At 61.8% G+C, this 23,782-nt stretch carries 21 protein-coding genes; 15 read left to right on the top strand and 6 right to left on the bottom strand.

The features are described 5' to 3' along the window. Positions 1-319: 319 nt before the first annotated feature. The 5 genes from A3M3_RS0115600 to A3M3_RS0115580 all read left to right on the top strand — a co-directional run bounded on the left by A3M3_RS0115600 (position 320) and on the right by A3M3_RS0115580 (position 5,777). Complete coding sequence (locus A3M3_RS0115600) at positions 320-1,408, top strand: PhoH family protein (protein WP_028267100.1); 1,089 nt, start codon at positions 320-322, stop codon at positions 1,406-1,408. Then, a complete protein-coding gene (ybeY, locus tag A3M3_RS0115595; protein ID WP_028267099.1) occupies positions 1,405-1,878 on the top strand; it encodes an rRNA maturation RNase YbeY in 474 nt (157 codons plus the stop codon). The genes A3M3_RS0115600 and ybeY overlap by 4 nt, the downstream gene beginning before the upstream one ends. Continuing rightward, positions 1,875-3,206 (top strand): hemolysin family protein, encoded by a 1,332-nt coding sequence (locus tag A3M3_RS0115590; RefSeq protein ID WP_028267098.1) that lies wholly within the window; start codon positions 1,875-1,877, stop codon positions 3,204-3,206. Before ybeY ends, A3M3_RS0115590 begins: the two co-directional genes overlap by 4 nt. Beyond that, positions 3,190-4,152: a GTPase Era gene (gene era, locus A3M3_RS0115585; RefSeq protein WP_028267097.1), complete on the top strand. Its 963-nt coding sequence runs from the start codon at positions 3,190-3,192 to the stop codon at positions 4,150-4,152. Before A3M3_RS0115590 ends, era begins: the two co-directional genes overlap by 17 nt. Positions 4,153-4,316: 164 nt before the next feature. Next, a complete protein-coding gene (locus A3M3_RS0115580; protein WP_231497283.1) occupies positions 4,317-5,777 on the top strand; it encodes an LCP family protein in 1,461 nt (486 codons plus the stop codon). A 93-nt stretch (positions 5,778-5,870) separates the two neighbouring features. Here A3M3_RS0115580 and A3M3_RS0115575 read toward each other — a convergent pair whose 3' ends face one another. After that, entirely contained in the window at positions 5,871-7,823 is a 1,953-nt protein-coding gene (locus tag A3M3_RS0115575) for a M13 family metallopeptidase (RefSeq protein ID WP_028267095.1), read from the bottom strand. Positions 7,824-8,074: 251 nt separating this feature from the next. On the opposite strand from A3M3_RS0115575, the gene leuA reads away from it, so the two are divergent. The 3 genes from leuA (at position 8,075) to A3M3_RS0115560 (ending at position 11,469) form a co-directional block, all read left to right on the top strand. Beyond that, on the top strand, positions 8,075-9,814 hold the full coding sequence (gene leuA / locus A3M3_RS0115570) for a 2-isopropylmalate synthase (RefSeq protein WP_028267094.1): 1,740 nt from the start codon (positions 8,075-8,077) through the stop codon (positions 9,812-9,814). A gap of 84 nt (positions 9,815-9,898) precedes the next feature. Next, complete coding sequence (recO, locus tag A3M3_RS0115565; protein ID WP_028267093.1) at positions 9,899-10,651, top strand: DNA repair protein RecO; 753 nt, start codon at positions 9,899-9,901, stop codon at positions 10,649-10,651. A gap of 2 nt (positions 10,652-10,653) precedes the next feature. Beyond that, complete coding sequence (locus A3M3_RS0115560; RefSeq protein ID WP_028267092.1) at positions 10,654-11,469, top strand: isoprenyl transferase; 816 nt, start codon at positions 10,654-10,656, stop codon at positions 11,467-11,469. Positions 11,470-11,475: 6 nt separating this feature from the next. Here the strand turns inward: A3M3_RS0115560 and A3M3_RS0115555 are convergent, their stop codons facing one another. Genes A3M3_RS0115555 through A3M3_RS0115545 form a run of 3 tightly spaced genes read right to left on the bottom strand, consistent with a single transcriptional unit; the run spans position 11,476 to position 15,278 of the window. Continuing rightward, complete coding sequence (locus A3M3_RS0115555; protein WP_035741879.1) at positions 11,476-12,549, bottom strand: alpha/beta hydrolase; 1,074 nt, start codon at positions 12,547-12,549, stop codon at positions 11,476-11,478. Next, positions 12,546-13,586, bottom strand: a complete 1,041-nt coding sequence (locus tag A3M3_RS25470) for an alpha/beta hydrolase (protein WP_051423227.1) — start codon at positions 13,584-13,586, stop codon at positions 12,546-12,548. Before A3M3_RS25470 ends, A3M3_RS0115555 begins: the two co-directional genes overlap by 4 nt. A 9-nt stretch (positions 13,587-13,595) precedes the next feature. Further along, positions 13,596-15,278: an FAD-binding dehydrogenase gene (locus A3M3_RS0115545; protein WP_035741877.1), complete on the bottom strand. Its 1,683-nt coding sequence runs from the start codon at positions 15,276-15,278 to the stop codon at positions 13,596-13,598. A 68-nt stretch (positions 15,279-15,346) separates the two neighbouring features. On the opposite strand from A3M3_RS0115545, the gene A3M3_RS0115540 reads away from it, so the two are divergent. Continuing rightward, positions 15,347-16,414: a quinone-dependent dihydroorotate dehydrogenase gene (locus A3M3_RS0115540; RefSeq protein ID WP_028267089.1), complete on the top strand. Its 1,068-nt coding sequence runs from the start codon at positions 15,347-15,349 to the stop codon at positions 16,412-16,414. A 113-nt stretch (positions 16,415-16,527) separates the two neighbouring features. Here A3M3_RS0115540 and A3M3_RS0115535 read toward each other — a convergent pair whose 3' ends face one another. Next, positions 16,528-17,127: a DUF3043 domain-containing protein gene (locus tag A3M3_RS0115535; protein ID WP_028267088.1), complete on the bottom strand. Its 600-nt coding sequence runs from the start codon at positions 17,125-17,127 to the stop codon at positions 16,528-16,530. 122 nt (positions 17,128-17,249) lie between these two features. On the opposite strand from A3M3_RS0115535, the gene A3M3_RS0115530 reads away from it, so the two are divergent. The 5 genes from A3M3_RS0115530 to A3M3_RS0115510 all read left to right on the top strand — a co-directional run bounded on the left by A3M3_RS0115530 (position 17,250) and on the right by A3M3_RS0115510 (position 22,415). Beyond that, positions 17,250-18,677, top strand: a complete 1,428-nt coding sequence (locus A3M3_RS0115530; RefSeq protein ID WP_028267087.1) for a dipeptidase — start codon at positions 17,250-17,252, stop codon at positions 18,675-18,677. 168 nt (positions 18,678-18,845) lie between these two features. Then, positions 18,846-19,232: a HesB/IscA family protein gene (locus A3M3_RS0115525; protein WP_028267086.1), complete on the top strand. Its 387-nt coding sequence runs from the start codon at positions 18,846-18,848 to the stop codon at positions 19,230-19,232. Positions 19,233-19,415: 183 nt separating this feature from the next. Continuing rightward, positions 19,416-20,288, top strand: coding sequence for an aa3-type cytochrome oxidase subunit II (gene ctaC, locus A3M3_RS0115520; RefSeq protein WP_028267085.1), 873 nt, complete (start codon positions 19,416-19,418; stop codon positions 20,286-20,288). Between the two features lie 10 nt (positions 20,289-20,298). Beyond that, entirely contained in the window at positions 20,299-22,017 is a 1,719-nt protein-coding gene (gene ctaD, locus A3M3_RS0115515; RefSeq protein WP_028267084.1) for an aa3-type cytochrome oxidase subunit I, read from the top strand. Continuing rightward, positions 22,014-22,415 (top strand): cytochrome c oxidase subunit 4, encoded by a 402-nt coding sequence (locus A3M3_RS0115510; RefSeq protein WP_028267083.1) that lies wholly within the window; start codon positions 22,014-22,016, stop codon positions 22,413-22,415. Before ctaD ends, A3M3_RS0115510 begins: the two co-directional genes overlap by 4 nt. 105 nt (positions 22,416-22,520) lie before the next feature. Here the strand turns inward: A3M3_RS0115510 and A3M3_RS0115505 are convergent, their stop codons facing one another. Beyond that, a complete protein-coding gene (locus A3M3_RS0115505) occupies positions 22,521-22,814 on the bottom strand; it encodes an HPr family phosphocarrier protein (protein WP_028267082.1) in 294 nt (97 codons plus the stop codon). A gap of 158 nt (positions 22,815-22,972) precedes the next feature. Here A3M3_RS0115505 and A3M3_RS0115500 point away from each other — a divergent pair, with 158 nt between their 5' ends. Continuing rightward, complete coding sequence (locus A3M3_RS0115500; protein ID WP_028267081.1) at positions 22,973-23,764, top strand: GntR family transcriptional regulator; 792 nt, start codon at positions 22,973-22,975, stop codon at positions 23,762-23,764. Positions 23,765-23,782: the final 18 nt, after the last annotated feature.

Genomic DNA, 23,782 nt, shown 5'->3' with positions numbered 1-23,782 from the left:
CCCGATGGCGGGCACAGGGGCATTTTTGCCCATTAATCAGCTTGTCATAGACTGACCGGCGCTGACCGGCGATTCGATGCCCCGGAGGGCAACTGCAATCCGATTGATACGAGGTCGATGCGGAGTTGATACCAAAAAGGGCAGGGTCCGGCTGTTCAACGCTGTGCTCGATACTCGCTGGCATCACCTCGGACACCGGCTGGCGTAGGATTGAAAGCAATCCGAGGCCCGCGATCCTGCGCCCATCCAGCGAACGGACATCGGAGCAAATCGATGGATATGACCAAGCCGGAGGAGCACAGGCCACAAGGCCAGCACTATGACAGAATCATTGAACGGGCGGCCCAGGGCCAGCAGCGTAGACACAGGTCCGGCCGAGTTCCCACACTCTGTCCCGGGTGCCCGGACGGAAGTTGTTGTCTTCGACGACTCTGATCAGATGGTTCAGACCCTTGGTAGCCATGACGAGGCGCTGCGCTACATTGAAGCCCAGTTCCCCGGCGTCGATTTTCATGTGCGTGGCAACGAGCTCTCTTTCAGCGGGCCGGCCAGCGATGTCCCCAGGATCATGCGCCTGCTTGAAGAAGTTCGCGGCCTGGTGGACAAGGGGACGGTTATCACCCCGGACGTGCTTCAGCAGCTCGTTTCCTTGTTGCGTAGCCAGTCCCTGCAAAACCCCGTGGAAGTCCTGACCCACAATATTCTTTCCAGCCGCGGACGCACCATTCGGCCCAAGACGCTGAACCAGAAGAACTATGTCGATGCCATTGACGAGAACACAGTCATCTTCGGGATTGGCCCTGCCGGCACCGGTAAGACGTACTTGGCAATGGCCAAGGCAGTTCAGGCACTGCAGCTCAAGGAAGTCAGCCGCATCATCCTTACCAGGCCAGCCGTCGAGGCGGGGGAGCGTCTCGGCTTCCTGCCCGGAACACTGAGCGACAAGATCGATCCGTATCTGCGTCCTTTGTACGACGCCCTGCACGACATGATGGACCCGGAATCGATCCCGCGCCTCATGGCAGCCGGGACAATCGAGGTCGCGCCGCTTGCCTACATGCGCGGCCGCACGCTCAACGACGCGTTCATCATCCTCGATGAAGCCCAGAACACCACCGCGGAACAGATGAAGATGTTCCTGACCCGGCTTGGATTCGGTTCCAAGATGGTTGTCACGGGCGACGTCACCCAAGTGGATCTGCCCTTCGGCGCCACGTCCGGCCTGCGCATCGTGCAGGAAATCCTGCAGGGGATCGATGGCGTGAACTTTACGATGCTGGACGCTTCCGACGTCGTCCGCCACCGTTTGGTGGCCGACATTGTGTCCGCGTACAGCGTATGGGACGAAAAGCATCGGGTGCGTGCCCAGCACACGCCCACGCACGACAAACGGGGAGAGCACCGATGAGCATCGAGGTCAACAACGAGTCGGGCGTCCAGGTGGACGAGGCACAATTGGTGACGCTTTCGCGGTTTATTTTCGAACGGCTCTACATTCACCCCCAGGCCGAACTTTCCATTCTCCTTGTGGATGAGCCTGCCATGGAGAAGCTCCACATCGAGCTCATGGACGAGCCGGGCGCAACCGATGTACTGTCCGTTCCCATGGACGAGCTGACGCCGGGAACACCAGGCAAGCCGGCTCCCCAGGGCATGCTGGGCGACATTGCGATCTGCCCGCAGGTGGCACAGGTCCAAGCGCGCAACGCGGGTCATTCGACCCAGGATGAAATGCTCCTGCTCTGCACCCACGGAATCCTCCACCTCCTTGGCTTCGACCATGCCGAGCCGGAGGAGAAGGAAGAAATGTTCGGTCTGCAGCGTGAGCTCCTCTCCGCGTTCCTTGGCAAGGACGCCCCCATGGAGACCATGCAGTGACCTCAGTCATCCTGGTTGGCATGGCCTTGGTGTTCCTCAGCGTTGTTGGCCTGCTGACCGCGGCGGAGGCTGCCTTTACCTTTCTGCCGCGGCACGATGCAGAGCAAGCCGTCGTCAGGAGCCGGGGGAATTCGCTGCGCAGTATCCTTGACCAGCCCATTGCGCACATTCGCGCGTTGCGATTCTGGCGGGTCTGGTTCGAGATGGCGGCGGCCGTGGCTGTCGCAGTGGTCATGCATAGTCTCCTCGAGAACGTTTGGCTTGCCGGATTGGCCGCAACCGGCATCATGGCCGTGATCGGTTTCGTGCTCGTAGGGGTCTCGCCCCGGCAACTAGGACGCGCCCACCCGGGCAGCGTGGTTCGCTACTCGGCTCCGCTCATCCGGTTCCTGTGCTGGATCCTGGGGCCCATCCCTGGATGGCTCGTCGCGATCGGCAGCGTCGTGGCCCCTGGTGCTCCGAGCGGCGATGAGGCATTCTTCAGCGAGGAAGAATTCCGTGAGCTTGTCGACAGGGCCTCGGAGTCGGACATGATCGAGGACAGCGAGGCCGAACTCATCCAGTCGGTCTTCGACTTCGGAGACACCTTGGTCCGCTCGGTGATGGTCCCTCGGACGGATATTGTGTGCATAGATTCCGGCTCGAGCCTGGAGCAGGCCATGGCCCTGTTCCTGCGCTCCGGATACTCAAGGATTCCCGTGATCGGCGAGAACGCAGATCAGATCCGCGGCATCCTCTATTTGAAGGATGTTGCTGCTGCATTGCACCGTCCGGAACAGCCGTCAGTGCGCCAGAACGTGGATGCTTTGGCCCGCGAGGCACGTTTCGTTCCGGAGTCGAAGCCTGTGAGCGAACTCCTCAGCGAGCTTCAGCAGGAATCCACCCACGTTGCCGTGGTCATTGACGAGTACGGCGGCACCGCGGGACTGGTGACGCTGGAGGACCTCATTGAGGAAATCGTGGGGGAGATCGTTGATGAGTACGATTCCACCGATGCGGAGGTCACTGACCTGGGAGATGGCACGTACCGGGTCAGCTCACGGATGAGCATTGACGACCTCGGAGAACTTTTCGACATTGACCTCGACGACGACGAAGTGGACACAGTGGGCGGCCTCTTGGCCAAGACCCTGGGGAAAGTCCCGATTGTCGGCAGCGCAGTGGAGGTGGGCGGGATCTCGTTGAAAGCCGATAGGCTGGAAGGCCGGCGAAACCGGGTCAGCCATATCATTGCGGCAGCCATTCCAAAAGCAGACACTGACCTTGAAGACCTTCTCGACGAGGCCGACACAACGCAACAGGGAGTTCCACGTGAGCAAGCACAATAAGAAGTTCGACGCCGATCAGGACTTCGGCGGCTTCCACGCGGGTTTCTCGGTTCTTGTGGGCCGTCCCAATGCGGGAAAGTCGACCCTCACCAACGCTTTGGTTGGCCAGAAGGTCGCCATTACCTCGGCAAAGCCGCAGACCACCAGGCACACTATCCGCGGCATCGTTCATCGCGAGGATGCCCAACTCATCCTCGTGGACACTCCGGGTTTGCACCGCCCCCGCACCCTTCTTGGCAAGCGGCTCAACGACCTCGTCGCGGACACCCTCTCCGAAGTGGATGCCATTGGCTTTTGCCTCCCGGCCAACGAGAAAATCGGTCCGGGTGACAAGTACATCGCGGCCCAGCTCGCAGCTGTCGGACGCAAGCCCATCATTGCACTTGTCACCAAGACCGATCTCGTGGACCGTCAGGCCCTGACCGAGCAGCTCCTGGCCGTAGCCGCGCTGGGTCGCGAAGTCCTCGGCGAGCAAGGCTGGGCGGATATCGTTCCGGTTTCTGCAGCCGACGGCTTCCAGGTCGATACAGTTGCCGACGTTCTCATTGGGCACTTGCCGTCCTCTCCGCCTCTTTACCCTGACGGTGAACTGACGGATGAGCCCGAAGCCGTCATGGTCGCCGAACTGATCCGGGAAGCCGCCTTGGAGGGCGTCCGGGACGAGCTTCCGCACTCCCTGGCAGTGGTGGTCGAGGAAATCGTCCCGCGCGAGGGCCGTTCCGAGGACAATCCGCTCCTTGATGTGCGGGTCAATCTCTACGTCGAACGTCCGTCCCAGAAAGCCATCATTATCGGTAAAGCCGGAAGCCGCCTGCGGGAGGTCGGGACCAACGCCCGCAGGGGGATCGAAGCTCTCCTGGGGACCAAGATCTACCTCGACCTGCATGTCAAGGTGGCCAAGGACTGGCAACGCGATCCGAAGCAACTCGTGAAGCTGGGGTTCTAGCTGGGGGTTTTCCCAGTTCGGGCCCGTAAAATGGTCCGAATCCCGTTTTCCGAGGAAAGGTTGAGCGAGTAGTGCGACGTCGCGACGGACGCGTACAGGGGCCGGGCACCGTTGGTGCGTCCGGCGCTGCACGCCATGGGGACCCCTCCGGCACCCCACGCCACATGAATGCTCTCAATGGGCTCCCGGTCTGGCTCAAAGTGACTGCGGCCGCTGTGAGCGTACTGCTCATCGCTGGAATAGCTTTCGCTGCTTATTGGGTCATCCGCTTGCAGTCGAACATCAGCAAAGCACCCCTAACGGCAGGCGCCACTCGGACGGAGGCCCCCGCCAACGACGCTACGGACCGCTTGCAGATCCTGATCCTTGGGTCCGACACTCGGGACGGGAAGAACTCGCAATACGGTTCCGCGCAGGACTCCACGGGCTACGGCCAGTCGGATGTCATGATGCTGCTGGACATTTCGGCGGACAACAAGAGGGTGAGCCTCACCAGTTTCCCCCGCGATCTCCTGGTAAATGTCCCGCAGTGCACCGACCCCAAGACCAACACGGTCTATCAACCCCATTCCTCTGTCATGATCAACTCGGCCATGGCAGAGGCTGGCATTGGCTGTGCGGTCGACACCGTGAACAAGCTCACGGGACTGGAAATCGACCATTTCATGATGGCTGATTTCAACGCCGTCAAGGAACTGTCCAACGCCGTGGGCGGAGTCGACGTATGTGTGAGCGACGCTGTCTACGACCCCGATTCCGGACTCCGGCTCCCTCAGGGAACCTCGAAGGTCCAAGGCGAACAGGCCTTGGCCTTCTTGCGGACCCGCCACGGTTTCGGCGACGGAAGCGACCTCGGACGCATTCAGGCGCAACAAGGGTTCCTTTCGTCACTGACCCGCAAGATCAAATCCGACGGAACCCTCAGTAATCCTCAGAGCCTGCTGTCCATCGCTGACGTCGTGACAAAGAACCTCACCGTGGATGACGGGCTGGCGTCCGTCCAGTCACTCCTGACCATCGGGAGCCGCCTCAAGAACGTCGACCTGTCCAAGGTGGCCTTCGTCTCCGTCCCGACCCGGCCGGCCGCTGTCGATCCGAATCGCCTCGAGCTGGCCCAGCCGCAGGCTACCCAACTGTTTGCCGCGATGAAGGCGAACCTGGACCTGACTACCCCCGGAGCTACCGCCACACCATCGGCCAGCGCTTCGCCGGCTCCATCCAGCACCCCGTCGACCCCCAGCGCGCCTGCCTACAATAAGGCCATTCAGCCGGTAACGGTTGCCGACGGGACCGGGATCGCATCCCGAGGCCAAGAGATCGCAGCAGCCCTGGTTGGCGGTGGATTCACCGAGGCGGCACACTTCCTCGCGGCGGCCGTGCCCAAGACGGTCATCTATTATGGACCCGGCTACGCCGACGTTGCGCCGGATGTCGCGAATCAACTCGGGATCCCGGCTTCCCAGATCGAATTGTCCAACGGAGTTGTCGGAGTCCAGGTCTACATAGGCAGTGACTTCGATTCCGGAACCAAATATGGAGTTGCCTCCGTTCCGGCCGACGTCGTCAAGCAGACTGCCGGTGACGTGAAGTGCCAGGCCGTCAACCCGGCGCTCATCGCGAGGTAGCAACAACACCGGAACACCGGAGACGCAGCGAAGGGAGCGGTCACCACCGGGCTTGTGGTGACCGCTCCCTTCTGGTGGCAGAGCCGCTGACGCTTACCAGATGCTCACGCGGTCCTCGGGTGGTAACCACATTCCATCCCCGGCTTCCACCGAGAACGCCTCATGGAAGGAGTCGAGGTTCTTCGCGATGGCATTCGTACGGAACTCGTTGGGGGAGTGCGGGTCCGTGGCGACACGCCGGATGGCTTCCTCGGGCCGGATGACCTGGCGCCAGCCTGCAGCCCAGGACATGAAGAAACGCTGCTGGCCGGTGAACCCTTCGAGAACAGCCGGTTCCGCGCCATCAAGGCTCAGGAGGTAGGCCTTGTAAGCGATGGTCAGGCCACCCAGATCGCCGATGTTTTCGCCTAGCGTCAGCTTGCCGTTGACCTTGTGTTCGGGAGCGGCGTAAGGCGCAAGTTCGTCAAATTGGGCCACAAGCTTGGCCGCCAGTGCTTCGAAGGCCTTGCGGTCTTCTTCGCTCCACCAATTCCGCAGCGCTCCGCTTCCGTCAAACTGGGAGCCCTGGTCGTCGAAGCCATGGCCGATCTCATGGCCGATGATGGCACCGATTCCGCCGTAGTTGACGGCGTCGTCAGCCTCCGCGGTGAAGAAGGGCGGTTGCAGGATCGCGGCCGGGAAGACAATCTCGTTCAGCATCGGGTGGTAGTAGGCGTTGACAGTCTGCGGGGTCATGAGCCATTTGTCGAGATCGACCGGCTTGCCGATTTCATCAAGATGGCGGTCGACGTCGGCGTCATGTGCCCGCTCGACGTTCCCCAGCAAATCAGTCGGATCGATGTCGACAGCGGAATAGTCTATCCATTTGTCCGGGAAGCCGATCTTCGGCCGGAAAGCCTCCAGTTTCTTCAAGGCTTCCGCTTTGGTGTTCTCGCCCATCCAGTCGAGGGCAGTGATGCTTTGGCGATAGGCCTCGATCAGCTTCGCAACCAGCGTCTGCATCCTGGCCTTGTAGCCTTCGGGGAAATGGCGCTCCACGTAGATCTGTCCCACCGCCTCGCCGAGTGCGGCTTCGACGACGGCGACTCCCCGCTTCCAGCGGTCCTTGTTCTGCGGCGTGCCACTCAAGGTGGTGCCATAGAAATCGAAGTTCGCATCAACGAAGGCCGACGACAGATAGGGGGCCGCGGCATTGAGCACCCGCAGGGCCAGCCATTCCTGCCATGCGGCGAGAGGCTCGGACTCAACGAGCGCGGCCGCACCGGAGAAGTAATCAGGCGTGCTCACCACCAACTCGGTGACTTTGTCTCCCTCGATCCGCGCTGAGTGGAACCATTCATCAAGGTACGGGAAAAGTTCGCGGCTTTGCTCCGCAGTCTTGAGGTTGTAGGTCTTCTGCGGATCACGGAGCGTGACGTTGTCCCAGTGGTGCGAGGCAAGGGCCTTTTCAAGGGCGACGACGCGTGCGGCTGCTGCGTCGGCGTCGGGAATGTCTGCCAGGCCGAAGAGCCTGGCGACGTACTTGGCATACGCCTCAACGATCGGCGCGAACTTTTCTTCCCGATAGTAGGACTCGTCAGGAAGGCCCAGCCCGCCTTGGCCGATGTACAGCAGGACCCGGTCCGGGTTCCCGGCATCAGGGGCCGGATAGATGGAAAAGAGACCAGAGACATCGGAACGGAACAGCCGCCCCGTCAACGAAACAACCTCGGCGGGCGAAGCTGTTGCAAAGACCGCATCGAGCCGGGCGCGGATGGGCTCCAGGCCTTTGGCCTCGGCGGAATCCTCATCCATGAAGCTGTTGTAGAGCTCGCCGATCTTGCGTTGGATTCCGCTGGCGTCCTGGCCCTTGGCGGCTGCTTCCTCGATGATCGCCTTCACTGCCAGTTCAGCGCCATCGCGCAACGCGGTGAATGTTCCCTCCAACGGGCGGTCATCCGGAATGATGGTCGACTTCAGCCACGATCCATTGACGTGCTGATAGAGGTCGTCCTGCGGCCTGACACTTTCATCGATGTTGGTCAGTGTGATCCCCGATTGTGGCACTAGAACTCCTTCGGACGACGAGCGGAACAGGCTATCCACCGTTACCGCGTCTGCATGGTGGACGTTGCTTCAGGTATTGCATTGTCATCATACGCACCCGTGTTACTGTGAAATGGTGCGTGCAGGAATGCTTCTCCTTAGCTGCCGCGGCGGGGCCTCGAAGGCGATCATTCGCTAGGCCAACCCTCGCTGCGGAGTTAGCTGTGCCCGGCCAATCTTCCATCAAAGATTAAGAGAAAAGGCCCTAAGTCATGCATAACGCACAAAAGCCCTCCGGAATGCCAACTCATCGGTACCTGCCTTTCCAGGACCTGATCAACGTGGAACTGCCGGACCGGACGTGGCCGGACAAAGTCATCACCAAGGCTCCGCGCTGGTGCGCAGTGGATCTGCGCGACGGCAACCAAGCCCTGATCGATCCCATGAGCCCCGCCCGCAAGCTGAAAATGTTCCAGCTGCTTGTCAAGATGGGCTACAAGGAGATCGAGGTCGGCTTTCCGTCTGCTTCCCAGACCGACTTCGACTTCGTCCGCCAGCTCATCGAAGGCGGCCATATCCCGGATGACGTCTCCATCCAGGTGCTGACCCAGGCTCGCGAGCATCTGATCGAGCGTACCTACGAGTCCCTCGTTGGCGCCAAGCAGGCCATCGTCCACTTGTACAACTCCACGTCGGTCCTCCAGCGCCGCGTCGTGTTCAACCAGGACGAGGACGGCATTCTGGACCTTGCCCTCCAAGGTGCCCGTTTGTGCAAGAAGTACGAGGAAACTCTCACGGACACCCACATCACGTACGAGTACTCGCCGGAGTCCTTCACGGGAACCGAACTCGAGTACGCAGCGCGCGTTTGCAACGCCATTGCCGACGTTTTCGAAGCGTCCGCCGACAAGCAGATCATCATCAATCTTCCCGCCACCGTGGAAATGGCCACGCCCAATGTCTACGCCGACTCGATCGAGTGGATGCACCGGAACCTCCACCCCCGGGACGGCATCATCATTTCCCTCCACCCCCACAACGATCGCGGCACCGGCGTAGCCGCGGCCGAGCTGGGCTACCTGGCCGGCGCCGATCGCATCGAAGGCTGCTTGTTCGGAAATGGCGAGCGTACCGGCAACGTGGACCTCGTTACCCTGGGCTTGAACATGTTTGTGCAAGGGGTCGATCCGATGATCGATTTCTCGGACATCGACGAAGTCCGTCGGACAGTGGAGTACTGCAACCAACTGCCGGTCCCCGAACGTTCGCCGTACGGTGGCGACCTCGTGTTCACGGCATTTTCCGGTTCCCACCAGGACGCTATCAAGAAGGGTTTCGAAGCCCTCGAAAAGGACGCCGCCGCGGCGGGCAAAGCCGCCGACGACTTCACCTGGCAGGTTCCGTATCTGCCGATTGATCCCAAGGATCTGGGCCGGAGTTACGAGGCCGTCATCCGCGTCAACTCCCAGTCCGGCAAGGGGGGCGTGGCGTACTTGCTCAAGAACGAGCACAGCCTGGACCTGCCCCGCCGGGCACAGATCGAATTCTCCGGCGTTATCCAACACCGGACGGATACCGTGGGCGGCGAGGTCAGCGGTGCCCAGCTGTGGGCGATGTTCCAGGACGAGTACCTGCCCGCCAGCACTGCCGATGGCCAATGGGGACGCTACTCGCTGGGCTCCATCCGCACCGAAACCGACGAATCCGGCGAGCTGACCCTGCACGCGGCCCTGCGCGTGGACGGCACCGTCGTCCAGCGAACGGGCACAGGCAACGGACCCATCGCGGCACTGCTGGACATCTTGCGCGAAGACGGCGTGGACGTGCGAGTCCTGGACTACACCGAACATGCGCTCTCCGAAGGTGGCAGCGCCACCGCCGCAGCATATGTTGAATGCGCCGTCGGCGAGCGGGTCCTCTGGGGCGTCGGCATCGATCCCAACACGAGCACCGCTGCGCTCAAGGCAGTCATCTCTGCCGTCAACCGCGCCATCAGGGCCGTCCGGGCGTAACCAGTGTGCCGTGCGGCGCCGTCAACACGGCGCCGCACGGCACGGCCGGTCCCGAGAACGGCCGGTGTAGTGCGAAGATTAACTGTGGCCAATCCTTCGTTTGCAGCGCGATCCTATCGGGACGATGCCGTAGTGCTGCGTACTCACAAGCTGGGCGAAGCGGACCGCATCATCACCCTGCTGACGAAGCACCACGGCCAAGTAAGGGCCGTTGCCAAGGGCGTGCGGCGTACCTCAAGCCGCTTCGGTGCCCGGCTGGAGCCCTTCATGGTGGCAGACCTGCAACTTATCTCCGGCCGAAACCTGGACATTGTCACGCAGGCTGTTGCCAAGGGAGCCTACGGAAGCTCCATCGCCGCCGACTACTCCCGGTATACCGTGGCTGCGGTCATGACCGAAACGGCAGAGAAACTGACCGACGCCGACGTCGATTCGGGGACCGCCCAGTACAACTTGCTGGTGGGCGCTCTTGCCTCGCTGAGCCGTTCGGACCATCCTCCGGAACTCATTCTTGATTCATACCTCCTCCGTGCCCTGGCCACCGGCGGCTGGGCACCCAGTTTCACCAATTGCGCACGCTGCGGGGCGGCTGGTCCCCACACCGCTTTCTCCGCGCCCTTGGGCGGAATGATCTGTAGCAATTGCCGCCCGCCCGGTTCGCCGGCGCCCGCGACCGCGACGGTGATCCTTTTGGCCGCCCTGCTGACGGGGGACTGGGCCATTGCCGATGAGTCCGAAAGCGTTCACCGCCGCGAAGCGGCGGGTTTGGTGGCCAGCTACTTGCAATGGCATCTTGAACGAGCATTGAAGTCCCTCAAACATGTGGAGCGAAGCTGACAGTGGCACTGGGAAAAAAGAAGACGGCAACGGCACGGACAATCCCCGTAATGGCCCCTTACCCCCATCCTTCAGGTGCCAGGCCTCCGGCGATTCCCGCCGAACTGATACCGCGCCACGTCGCCATCGTCATGGACGGCAACGGCCGTTGGGCAAACCAGCGCGGCCTGCCACGCATCGAGGGCCACAAAGCCGGGGAGCCCGCCCTGCTCGACGTGATGGCCGGAGCGATCGAACTCGGCATCAAGTATGTCAGTGTCTACGCATTCTCTACGGAAAACTGGCGCCGTTCGCCCGAAGAAGTGCGCTTCCTCATGGGATTTAACAAAGACGTGCTACGTCGGCAGCGCAACCAGCTCGACGAGTGGGGAGTGCGGATTCGATGGGCTGGGCGACGGCCCCGGCTGTGGGGTTCCGTTATCAAGGAACTCGAGGAAGCCGAGGAGTACACACGTGGCAACGACACATGCACTTTGACCATGTGTGTTAACTACGGTGGTCGAGCCGAAATCGCCGATGCCGTGGCCGCTATTGCCCGGGATGTTGCCGACGGCCGCCTGAAACCCGGCTCTGTCACTGAGAAGACCATCCAGAAATATCTGGACGAACCGGATCTTCCCGATGTGGACTTGTTCCTGCGCAGCTCGGGTGAGCAGCGGCTCTCCAACTTCCTCCTGTGGCAATCTGCCTACGCGGAGTTCGTCTTCATGGATACGTTGTGGCCGGACGTCGACCGCAGGACGTTGTGGGACGCCGTCGAAATCTACGCCAAACGGGACCGTCGCTACGGCGGTGCCGTTGACGCCGCGACCCGCTAAGCACAGTCAGTCCGGATAGGAAGCCAACCAGATGGCGACGTCCCGGTAGGCCTGCTGGCGGACAGTGCGCCGTGACAGGAACACATCGTGAATGGCTCCCGGATAGCGGAACACTGCCGTCCGCCGGCCGAGGCCCAGTGCCCGGCGGGCAGTCTGTTCGACGTCGATGACGGCGTCGACGCGCATGAGTTCAGCGCTCCACTCGGCCTGGATCCGCGTACGGCCGGAAAGCAGCACCAGCACCGGAGCGTCGATATTGAGTTTGCGCTCGACGGCGGCGTGTCCGGCCAGGACTGCTTTTGTCCAGCCTGCACGGATGGGGAAAGAAGCCCGGGGCCGCCATTCCGGATCGAGGGTCCATTCCCCGTGGGCCAGATTGCTGACGCTTTCCCAATAGGCCGGCATCTCGGGGAAGCGGAAAGGCCGTTTGGGGTCGGTGCGCGCAAACGGTTCCACCACGTGCATCGCTATGCTGCGGATCAGGCTGCTGCCTTGAAGTTCCAGCCACGGCGAATTCAAGGTCAGCGTGGCAATGCGGCCGGGGTTCCTGTCAGCCCAAAGCGCCGCGATCAGGCCGCCAAGGGAATGTGCCAACAGGTGAACGGTGGGAATGTCCGCACTTCCGGTCCGCTCAGCAACGTCCTGTTGTATGGCAAGTAGGGCAGCGTCGAGGTCTTCGTCATAAACGGTCAAGTCGGTGGTGTAGCCGGGGGTCTGAGCTGGCCGCAGGCTCCGCCCGAACTTACGTAAGTCAAGGGCATAGAAATGGAATCCCGAAGCACCCAGGAATTCGGCTAGTTCCGTTTGCAGGAAATAGTCGGCCCAGCCGTGCAGGTACAGCACCACACGCGGCGGGCCCCCGGTGACGGGTACGTCGTGCCGGCGTCGGCGTCTGGTGAAAGCTGCCAAAGCGTCCAGAAGCCCGTGTGGAACGGACTGGGTGGCCACCGGGCGGACGTGCCGGATGAGCGTGGCGCAAACCGGTCCTTCTTCATCGGGTGAAAGTTCAAGCTCCAAGGTTTCGAAACCAGGGCCTAAATAGTCTTGTTGCCAAACAGGCAACCCCAGCTCCGTGGTCATGACATGTCCCCCGTCCCGCCACGTTCGAGTCCGGCCGGAGGTTCCGGCTGCGGTCCACTGGAAATGTATCCGTGAATCCATCGTGCGAGCCTCGCGTAGGCGTCGGCGCGCACCGGACCGGCGGACAGGAACACATCATGCAGTCCGCCATCCACTCGTTCCAAGGTGACGGTCCGGCCAAGCGTCATGGCGCGGACGGCCATGGTATTGACGTCCAATACTGCGTCGGAATGACGCATGGACTCCTGCCAGACCATGCCATTGGCACTTGCTCCGGAGATCAGCACCAGGATCGGAATGTCTATTCCAAGTCCCCGGGCGACCCTCGTGTGGCCACTGAGTACTGCGCTGAGCCATCCGGCCCGCATGGGGAATGCCAAGGGGGGCCGGTACTTGTCGTCGAGGAGCCATTCGCCCTCGGCCGAGCTGCTGATGCTGCGGTAGTAGAATCCTCGCTCGGGGAGGCGCAGGATGGTCTTCGGGCGGAAACGTGCGAGCGGTTTCACCATGGTCTGGGCTGCACGGCGGACCATGGAACTTCCGTGCATTTCAAGCCATGGGCTATTGAGGACGAGGAACTGGACAGTACCGGGATGCCTGCTGACCCACAGCGCCGCCACAAGGCCACCGGTGGAATGCCCCATGAGGGTCAACGGACCAGGCGCCTCCCCGAGCGGATCGCAAGAGCGGATCATCTCTATGGTCTTGCTGATTTCGGCGTCATAGTCGTCCAAGTGCTCTACGTAACCGCCAGGCGTTTCTGCCTGCAGGCTGCGGCCGTGGTTGTGCATGTCCAGCGCGTAGAACCGGAAGCCCTGTCCCGTCCAAAACTGCGCCAGGGCGACGTTGAAGAAATAGTCGCTCCAGCCGTGGAGGAACAGTACGGAACCATTGGCGGCCCGCGGGCCGGAACCGCCCGCGGCTTGGTGCGGGACATGACGGACCAAAGTCGCTCGCCGGAGCACTCCGTCGGGTCCAGCCGCCTCGAACGCGCAACTTTCAAAGTCCGCACCGAGGATGTCGGTCTGCCATTCCATGGGATCAGCTTAGACACTCGCCGCGGCATCATGCCCGGATGCGCGTCCGGAGAACAGGCAGCCGCCCAGAAAGGTTCCTTCCAATGCCCGATAGCCGTGAATTCCTCCACCGCCGAAGCCCGCTGCCTCGCCCGCCGCGTACAAACCCGGGACTGGAACGCCGGAACCGTCCAGGACCCGTGAACGCAGGTCCGTCTGGAGTCCGCCGAGGCTCTTGCGTGTGAGCACGGAGAGCCGAACGGCAAGGAGCGGACCATGCTTCGGATCGGTGAGGCGGTGCGGAGGGGCCACTCGCATGATCTTGTCGGTCGCGAACCGCCGGGCCGCCCGGATGGCGCCAAGCTGCGGATCCTTGCCCAGCCGGCTTGCCACTTGCAGGTCCCGGTCCCTGATGAGCGACGCGAGCCGGCAGGGATCTATCAGCGCCGTACCGGTCAAAGAGTTCATTTTCGACGCCAGTTCCACGGCAGTAGCGGCCTGCAGGAAATCCACGCCACGGTCCAGAAACACGCTTAGAGGCGACTCGCTACGGGGGTTGAGCCGCGAAGCCAGGAGCCGGAGATCCTTGCCCGTGAGGTCCGGGTTCTGCTCCGAGCCCGACAGGGCGAATTCCTTCAAGGCGATGGCGCGGTTGCACACGAACCACGAATGTCCGTGTCTACTTGCCTGGATATGTCTGAGCGCGCCAAGCGAGTCGAACCCTGGAAACAGCGGCGCTGGCAGTTGCCGGCCCTCCGCGTCAATCCACAGCGACGACGGTCCGGGCAGGATCCGAATGCCATGCAAGGGCCAGACGGGGGAGTGGTTGCGGATGCCTTCGGGATAGTGCCACATGCGGTCGCCATTGATAAGCCTTCCGCCGGAGGCTGCAGCCGCAGCGAGGAAGTCACCGTCGACGGATGCAGGCACGCCGCTCAGCATGTGCTCCGGCGCTGCACCATCCGGCCATTGCTTCCGCACCGTTGCATGGTTTCCGCCGATTCCACCGGTCGTGACGATGATGGCACCCCCGCTCGCCTCAAAGCTTCCGACGACGATCCTCGAGGACGATTCACCGCGTCCGGATCCGGACGGCTCAAGAACGTCGCCGCTGACCCCGGTGACGCGGCCCGCCGTCGTCGTGATTTCCGTGGCGCGATGCCGGAAGTGGAGCGATACCCTGCCGCTCGTGACGCCTTCTTGCACCTTCGCGAGGAAGGGTTCCACGATTCCCGGGCCCGTGCCCCACGTGACGTGGAACCGCGGGACTGTATTTCCGTGGCCCTGCGGCCCATAGCCGCCACGCTCGGCCCACTGCACCAGCGGAAAGAACCGCACACCCAAGGCGCTCAGCCATCGTCGCTTCTCGCCGGCGGCAAAGTCGACGTACGCTTTTGCCCAACGCTTGGCCCAGGTATCCTCCGGTCTGTCGAAGGCCGCGGACGCCAACCAGTCGCTTAAGGCAAGCTCAGGGCTGTCCCGCACGCCCAATCTGCGCTGTTCGGGGGAGTTGACCAGGAACAATCCGCCGAAAGACCAGTGTGCCTGGCCACCCACTGAAGCAGCAGGTTCCTGGTCGAGGACAGCAACCCGCTTGCCGTCCGCGTAGGCCTGCGCGGCGGCGACGAGTCCTGATAATCCTGCACCAATGACGACGACATCGGCTTCGATGATTGCCTTGGAGTGAACTCCATCACGCGGATTGCTCGGCATTCGTACATGCTACCGCCCGGTAACCGCTCCGGTTTGGTAGGAGCCCCGTAAACCGGAAAACTAGGGACATGCGTGTTTACCCCACCTTCTTCAAGTTGGCCTTCTCCTGGATGGATGCCGAAAAAGCCCACAAGATCGGCTTCGAGGCGATCCGCTGTGTACACCGTTCAGGAGTGGGGCGCGTTCTGGCCAAATTGACGGCACCCCACCCCTCGCTGCGCACGGAGGCTTTCGGCCTTATCTTCCCTTCGCCGTTTGGCCTTGCTGCCGGCTTCGACAAGGAGGGTCACTGCATCGAAGCCCTCGCCGAGCTGGGCTTCGGTCACGTGGAGGTGGGCACCATCACGGGCCAGGCGCAGCCTGGCAACGAGAAGCCCAGGCTCTTCCGCCTCATTGAAGACAAGGCCGTGATTAACCGCATGGGTTTCAACAACGACGGCGCGGCGGCCGTCGCGCCCCGGCTCAAGGCTGCGCGGGCGGCTCTGCAGCGAACCCATGCCGGCGTTCGTCCCGTGATCGGCGTCAACATCGGCAAGACCAAGGTTGTTGAACTCGACAATGCCGTTGATGACTACTTGGTCAGTGCCCGAACCTTGGCACCGGCCGCCGACTACCTTGTGGTCAACGTCAGCTCACCGAACACTCCCGGACTCCGCCTGCTCCAGAACGTCGAGACCTTGCGTCCACTGCTGCGTGCTGTCGGGGAGGCCGCCGACGCGGCGGCCGGCCGGCATGTGCCCCTTCTGGTGAAGATCGCTCCCGACCTGAGTGACGAAGACATCGACGACGTCGCCCGCCTCGCCCTGGACCTCAAGCTCGATGGCATCATCGCCACCAACACCACTATTGGCCGGGAAGGCCTTGTGTCCGAGCCGGGCAAAGTGGAGGCCTGCGGCGCCGGGGGACTCTCCGGTGCTCCACTCAAGCAGCGCTCGCTCGAGGTACTGCGCAGGCTCAAAGCAGCGGTAGGCGATGAGTTGGTGCTTGTGGCTGTCGGCGGAGTGCAGTCTGCCGATGATGTCCTGGAACGCCTCGACGCCGGTGCAACATTGGTCCAGGGCTATACAGCATTCCTCTATGAGGGTCCGTTCTGGGCTGCCGGGATCAACAGGGCCCTTGCGAAGCGGCGTCGCTAGGCCGGGGACCCCGATCGCCGCGCACCACTACGTGCGGACAAGCAGAAGACCCCGGAACGGTTGTTCCGGGGTCTTCTGCTTCGACGGACTCTTGCCCTTGGCTATTGCCGGTCTTAGGAAGGAAACTGACCGCGCTGGACCTGCGGCTTGGGCAGCCGCAGCCGGCGGAATTGCAGGGAACGCATGCTGCCGTACCAGATGGTGCCGCGCTCCACCTCACCGAATTTCTGCGCCAAACCCTTGCGCAACTTACGGGAAAGGACGAACACGTCCGCGAAGACCGCAAGGAACATGACCCAGAAGCCGATCAAAACATAGCTGAGGACATTGCTTCCCGCCGGAATGACGAAAGAGATCACCACGAACAGCAGTGCCCCGAACATTAGGTACTCACCCAGGCTGAAACGTGCGTCCACGTAGTCGCGGGCAAACCGCTTCTGCGGGCCTTTGTCGCGCAACGGCAGGTACTTTTCATTACCGGTATCCAGTGCCTGGCGCATCTTCTGGCGCTGATCCTGCACCGCGATACGCTCGGCGTCCTTGGAGGCCTTGCGGTCTGTCGGCACCAACGGGCGCTTGCGGGCTGCTTCCTGCTCTTTGCGCTTGGGCGTGGGTGCGCCCTTACCAGCACCTGCACCTTTCGCGGGGGCATCGGTGGCAAGCTGGTCTACTGAGTCTTGAGCGCTCGGCTCATCCTTTTTACGTCCAAACACCAGTACAGAATACCCCGCAGCAACCGACGGAAAGTCGACGTGTCGCGGGATCCCGTGAATGACACCGCCACGGGCGCATGTGCGAGTTCCCCGGTACGGCTCCCGGCGGTAGTCTTTGGCCCATGACTTCAATGAATGCGGAGATCCCGCAGACCTTTTCCGGCGGTGTCAGCACGATCAATGTTGATGCGCTCAAGTCCTCCGTCGATGGCACTTTTGATGAAACCATGTCCCGATTGAAGGCGTTGGTTGCTATCCCGGGGATCGCCTGGCCAAGTTTCGACCCCGCGGAGCTGGAACGAAGCGCCGAGGCCGTTGCGGCCCTGGCACGTGAGTCGGGATTCTCCGACGTCCAGATCCTGCGCTGCGACAAGACCGATGGCACGCCCGGCGGCCCTGCGATCGTTGCACGCCGCGTGGCCGCGCCAGGAAAACCCACGGTCCTGCTCTACGCGCACCACGATGTGCAGCCGCCGGGCGATGTAAGCCTGTGGGAGACCGAACCCTTCGTGGCACAGGAACGCGACGGCCGCCTTTATGGCCGCGGCGCAGCCGACGACAAAGCCGGAATCATGGCCCACCTGGCTTCCTATGCAGCCGTAACCCAGGTGCTGGGAGATGATTTCGGCTTGGGGGTGACACTGTTCTTCGAGGGTGAGGAAGAAGCCGGCTCCCCGACTTTCCGTACTTTCCTCGAAACGCACAGGGACCTCCTCGAAGCGAACGTTATTGTCGTTGCCGACTCCAGTAATTGGAAAGTCGGTGTTCCGGCCCTCACCACCAGCCTTCGCGGACTGGTGGATGGCACGTTCGAAGTGCGGGTCCTGGACCACGCCGTCCACTCCGGCATGTTCGGCGGACCCGTCTTGGACGCGCCGACCCTCTTGTCGCGGCTTATCGCCACACTGCACGACGACGACGGTAACGTCGCGATCGAGGGCTTGGTCGCCAAGGATGACGTCGTCGAGGACGTGGATGAGGAGCAGTACCGCGCGGATGCCTCGGTACTCGAAGGAGTGCGACTCGCCGGTAGTGGCAGTATCGCTTCGAGGCTTTGGACCAAGCCGGCCTTGTCCATCATAGGTATTGATGCTCCCGCCGTCGCCGTTGCGTCCAATACCTTGCTCCCGTCCGCGCGGGCAAAGTTCAGCCTGCGCTTGGCTCCCGGCCAGGATCCGGATGCTGCCATGGACGCAATGGGGAGGCATTTGGCGGCCCATGCTCCTTTCGGGGCCAGGGTGACGTTCGAGCCGGGGGAGCGGGGCAACGCATTCTCCACCGATACCGGATCTGCCGCCGCCCGGATCGCCATGTGGGCGCTGGGCGAAGCCTGGGGCGTGCCGGCTGTTGAAATGGGGATCGGTGGATCCATACCGTTCATTGCGGATCTGACCGAAACCTATCCCGACGTCCAGATCCTCGTGACTGGTGTGGAGGACCCTGATTCCCGGGCCCACAGTGCTAACGAATCGCTTCACATCGGTGATTTCCGAAATGCTGTCCTGGCTGAAGCGTTAATGCTGGCCCGCTTGAACACGGAAGGCCTCTGAGCCCACGAGGGCGATAACGGGGAACAAGGTAATGGTCCCGGCGGTTACGTTAGAAGTTATAGCTATGAACCGGCTCGACGTAGCATGTAGCTATAGCCCGCACGTATTTGGGTAAGGGCAGGCAGCGCGAAAGCGCGGCCGCCAAGAGCGTCATAAGAAGGTAGGCCAATGAGCACTGCAACCAACGAAAACAGCACCGGAGCGCAGCTTGCAAGCGCTGAGCTTCCTGAGCACGAGGTCAAGTTGACCGACGTCGCCGCAGGCAAGGTCCGGAGCCTTCTCGAACAAGAAGGGCGGACTGACCTGCGGCTCCGCGTCGCTGTCCAACCAGGCGGCTGCTCGGGTCTGATCTACCAGCTCTACTTCGATGAGCGTCTGCTCGACGGCGATGCCGTCCGTGACTACGACGGCGTCGAAGTGGTTGTCGACAAGATGAGCGTGCCTTACCTGAGCGGTGCCAGCATCGACTTTGAGGACACGATCTCGAAACAGGGCTTTACCATCGACAACCCCAACGCCGGCGGGTCCTGCGCCTGCGGCGATTCGTTCCACTAACCCGGACATTCGCCGACTGTTGGCCCAGCTCAGGAACGGGTTCCGACCCGATCCGACGCACTAGGCCAACATGTCGGCGAAAACCGCTTCGTAGCGGTAAGCTCTACACCGGGTAGTAAAACTTTAGTGTGCCCGGTAGGTCCTTGGCCTGCCGGGTTGCAGCAACAAGAGGAAGGGCCGTCTGTGAGTTCGCAGAACCGAACCGGCAGCCGACGCATAAAGATCACCTCGATCACTGGCTTGGCAGTCGCCGGCGCGTTGGTTTTGACCGGATGTTCACCAGAGGTAGCAAAGGGTTGGTTGCCCACCGAGCGTGGTACCACCAGCAACACCGATCGGATCATGGACCTCTGGGTCAACTCATGGATCGCCGCCCTCGCCGTGGGCATTATTACTTGGGGCCTGCTGGTCTGGTGCATCATTGCCTACCGCCGCCGCAAGGGCACCACGGGTTTCCCGAAGCAGCTTAGCTACAACCTCCCTCTGGAGGTCTTTTATTTGACCATTCCGCTGTTCATGGTGCTGGTGTTCTTCTACTTCACCGACCAGGACCAGCGTGCAATCGATGACCGCTCGCAGCCTGCCGACGTCACTATTGACGTCCGCGGCAAGCAGTGGGCTTGGGACTTCAACTACGTGAAGGGTTCGGTCATTACCGAAGACCTTCACGAGGCAGGCGTCCAGGCGCACCTCACGGGCAACAACGTGGACAAGGACAAGCTCCCCACCTTGTACCTTCCGGTCAATAAGTCGGTTGACTTGGAGCTGAACTCCCGTGACGTCATCCACTCTTTCTGGGTACCCGCCTTCCTGCAGAAGCGCGACATGATTCCCGGCAAGACCAACTACATCAGGTTGACCCCCACCAAGGAGGGCACCTATGACGGCAAGTGCGCCGAACTTTGCGGTGAATACCACTCAGAGATGCTGTTCCGCGTGAAGGTTGTTTCCGAGGCTGAGTTCCAGGCTCACATGGACCAGCTTCGTCAGAGCGGCAACACGGGTCTTCTCGATTCGAAGTACGACCGCAACCCGAACCTGAACGCAAAGAATTAAGGGAAGCGACGTGGCTACTTACACTCAATCCGCCGGAGTCCTCGAGGCTCCGGTAGTACCGAAATCCAAGGGACGCATTGTCGTCAGCTGGATCACTTCCACGGACCACAAGACCATCGGGTACATGTACCTGATCGCGTCTTTCGTGTTCTTCTGCCTGGGCGGCGTGATGGCGCTGCTGATCCGTGCAGAACTGTTCGAACCAGGAATGCAGATCCTGCAGACCAAGGAACAGTACAACCAGCTCTTCACGATGCACGGCACTGTCATGCTCTTGATGTTCGCGACGCCGCTCTTCGCGGGTTTCGCCAATGTCATCATGCCGCTGCAGATCGGCGCCCCCGACGTCGCCTTCCCGCGACTGAACGCGTTGGCTTTCTGGTTCTTCCTCTTTGGGTCCACCATTGCCGTGTCCGGGTTCATCACCCCCCAGGGTGCTGCCTCCTTTGGCTGGTTCGCCTATGCGCCGCTGTCGGATACGACCTTTACCCCGGGCGTTGGTGGGGACCTCTGGGTCTTCGGCTTGGCGTTGTCGGGTTTCGGAACCATTCTGGGCGCGGTCAACTTCATCACCACGATTATCTGCATGCGCGCTCCGGGCATGACGATGTGGCGCATGCCGATCTTCACCTGGAACACCTTGGTGACGGGCATCCTGGTACTCATGGCCTTCCCGCCGCTCGCCGCCGCGCTCTTCGCGCTCGGCGCGGACCGGCGCTTCGGCGCACACATCTTCGATCCGGAGAACGGCGGAGCTGTCTTGTGGCAGCACCTGTTCTGGTTCTTCGGACACCCCGAGGTATACATCATCGCCTTGCCCTTCTTCGGTATCGTCTCGGAGATCTTCCCGGTCTTCAGCCGTAAACCGATCTTCGGCTACAAAGGCTTGGTCTATGCGACCATCGCTATCGCCGCACTGTCGGTGACCGTGTGGGCGCACCACATGTATGTCACCGGTTCCGTGCTGCTGCCGTTCTTCTCCTTCATGACGATGCTCATCGCGGTACCCACGGGTGTGAAGTTCTTCAACTGGATCGGTACTCTGTGGCAGGGCTCGATTACTTTCGAAACCCCCATGCTCTGGAGCATCGGCTTCCTTGTCACCTTCCTCTTCGGTGGCCTGACGGGCATCATCCTGGCCTCCCCGCCGCTGGACTTCCAGGTCTCGGACTCCTACTTCGTCGTAGCGCACTTCCACTACGTCGTCTTCGGCACCGTGGTGTTCGCCATGTTCGCAGGCTTCTACTTCTGGTGGCCCAAGTGGACCGGCAAGATGCTCAACGAACGCCTCGGCAAGATCCACTTCTGGCTCCTGTTCCTGGGCTTCCATGGCACCTTCCTGATCCAGCACTGGCTCGGCGTCGAGGGCATGCCCCGCCGCTATGCCGACTACATGCCGCAGGATGGCTTCACGTGGATGAACCAGTTCTCCACGATTTCCTCCTTTGTGCTCGGCGCTTCGCTCCTGCCGTTCTTCTGGAACGTCTACATCACCTGGCGCAGCAACAAGAAGGTGGAAGTCGACGATCCCTGGGGCTTCGGTGCCTCGCTTGAGTGGGCCACATCTTGCCCGCCGCCGCGGCACAACTTCACGTCCCTGCCCCGCATCCGTTCCGAGCGTCCTGCCCTGGACCTCCACCACCCGGAGCTCGCGCAGCACCACACAGCGCAGGCCCCTGTGCCGGCAGCAACCTTGTTCGGCAACGCTGACCAGAAGGACGCCAAGTGAAGATCGAATCATGGATTTTTGGAGCCGGGACATTCTTCTTCGTCCCCGTTGCCTTGGCCTACGGATTCCTGACCCACTGGTCTGAGTGGGTCGGCACACTTGGAATCCTCCTGGTCGGTGGCCTAGCCGGCATGATTGGGGCTTACCTGGGTTTCACCGGCAGGCGCGTCGGCCTGCGGCCTGAAGACCGTCCGGACGCAGAGATTCACGAAGGCGCCGGCGAGCAGGGGCACTTCAGCCCTTGGAGCTGGTGGCCGCTGGTCCTCGGCCTGGCTTGTGCCGGTGGCTTCCTTGGCCTCGCCATCGGCTTCTGGATCACCTTCGTTGCCGCCGGCCTGGCTCTCGTAGCCTTGGTCGGTTGGGTCTTCGAATACAGCCGTGGAGACCACGCACACTAGAACTACATGACAACGACGGCGGGCCCCACCGATGAGGTGGGGCCCGCCGTCGTTCTCATATCCAAAGACAAGCGACCCGCTGCGTCCTCACGGCGCGTGGCCGGCTCAGCGACCTTCTACGGCCTCCAGGACGGCCGAAAGGCCCGTCAGGGCATCGTTGACCTCGTCAAGCGTGCGATCGGCCTGTAGCGCTTCTGTGGAGACGGAAAGAACCACCTCACACCCGTGGCCGAAATCCTCGGTCATGACCTCAAGCAAAGACCGGGCATCGACCGCTTGATGGCCGGGTTTCCTAATAGTGACCGGAAGCCCGGTGGCTGTCACCGCGCGGACGAAAACGGCGGCCGCCCGTGCATGGAGGCCGATCTCTGCGGCAACGATGGCTTTGTGCTCGGGCAAACCGGCTCCTTTGACTCGGACGGCCGATGCCGACTGTGATTTTGATCCTTCCAAGCGTAGCGCCGTCACGCCACCGTTCGCAGCATCGAACTGGTCTAGACCTGCCGGTAGATTGGCCTACGCTTGGATCATGGAAGATATCTTGGCCGAAGACCGTCATGCCTGCTGAAGCAGCACGCATCTCGGGGGAGATCGACCGAAACAGCGGGACTCCCATCTACATACAACTTCGTGAAATCCTGCGTAACTACATTGCGGAGTCTTGCCGTCCCGGTGCTGCGTTGCCCTCGGAACGGGATCTGTCCGAACGTTTCGGCCTCGCCAGGATGACTGTCCGGCAGGCTATTGATGCGCTCGTAGGCGAGGAAATCATCGAACGGGTGGTTGGTCTTGGGACTTTCGTCCGCAAGCCGAAACTTGACCTCCAAGTGAAGCTCACGTCCTACAGCGAGGAAATGCAGCGTCGCGGCATGGTTCCAGCAGCGAAAGTCCTCAGCTTTGAGCAAATCGCCGCGAGTGCGTTTCTGGCGCGGGAGCTCCAGCTTGAGGAAGGGACGCCGCTGGTCCGCTTCAGACGGCTCCTTCTGGCTGACAACGAACCCATGAGCGTGGATGAGAACTTCATCCCGGCCCATCGCGTGCCGGGCCTCCTGGACGATGCGCCGCCTAGTTCCCTCTATAACGTGTTGAGCGAAAAGTACGGGCTTGTCATGGAGTGGGGAGAAGACATGATTGAAGCAACGGCCGCTTCACCATCAACCGCCCGGCTGTTGAACGTGGATGTCGGAATGCCGTTGCTCAAGATTCAGCGCCACGCATTCGTAGCCCGCGCCATGGTGGACTACTCCGTCTCGTACTATCGGGCTGACAGGTACAAGTTGTGGGTACCACTGCAGCGCCCGGGCGTTCGGTCTACCCGTAGCCAATCCACCGGCTACCGCAATCACTAGCCAACGGTGTGAGCGTAC

The organism is Arthrobacter sp. MA-N2, assembly GCF_000517125.1.
GTDB lineage: Bacteria > Actinomycetota > Actinomycetes > Actinomycetales > Micrococcaceae > Arthrobacter > Arthrobacter methylotrophus.
The sequence above is the reverse complement of the archived record's forward strand: the minus strand, read 5'-3'. Positions and strand labels throughout refer to the sequence as shown.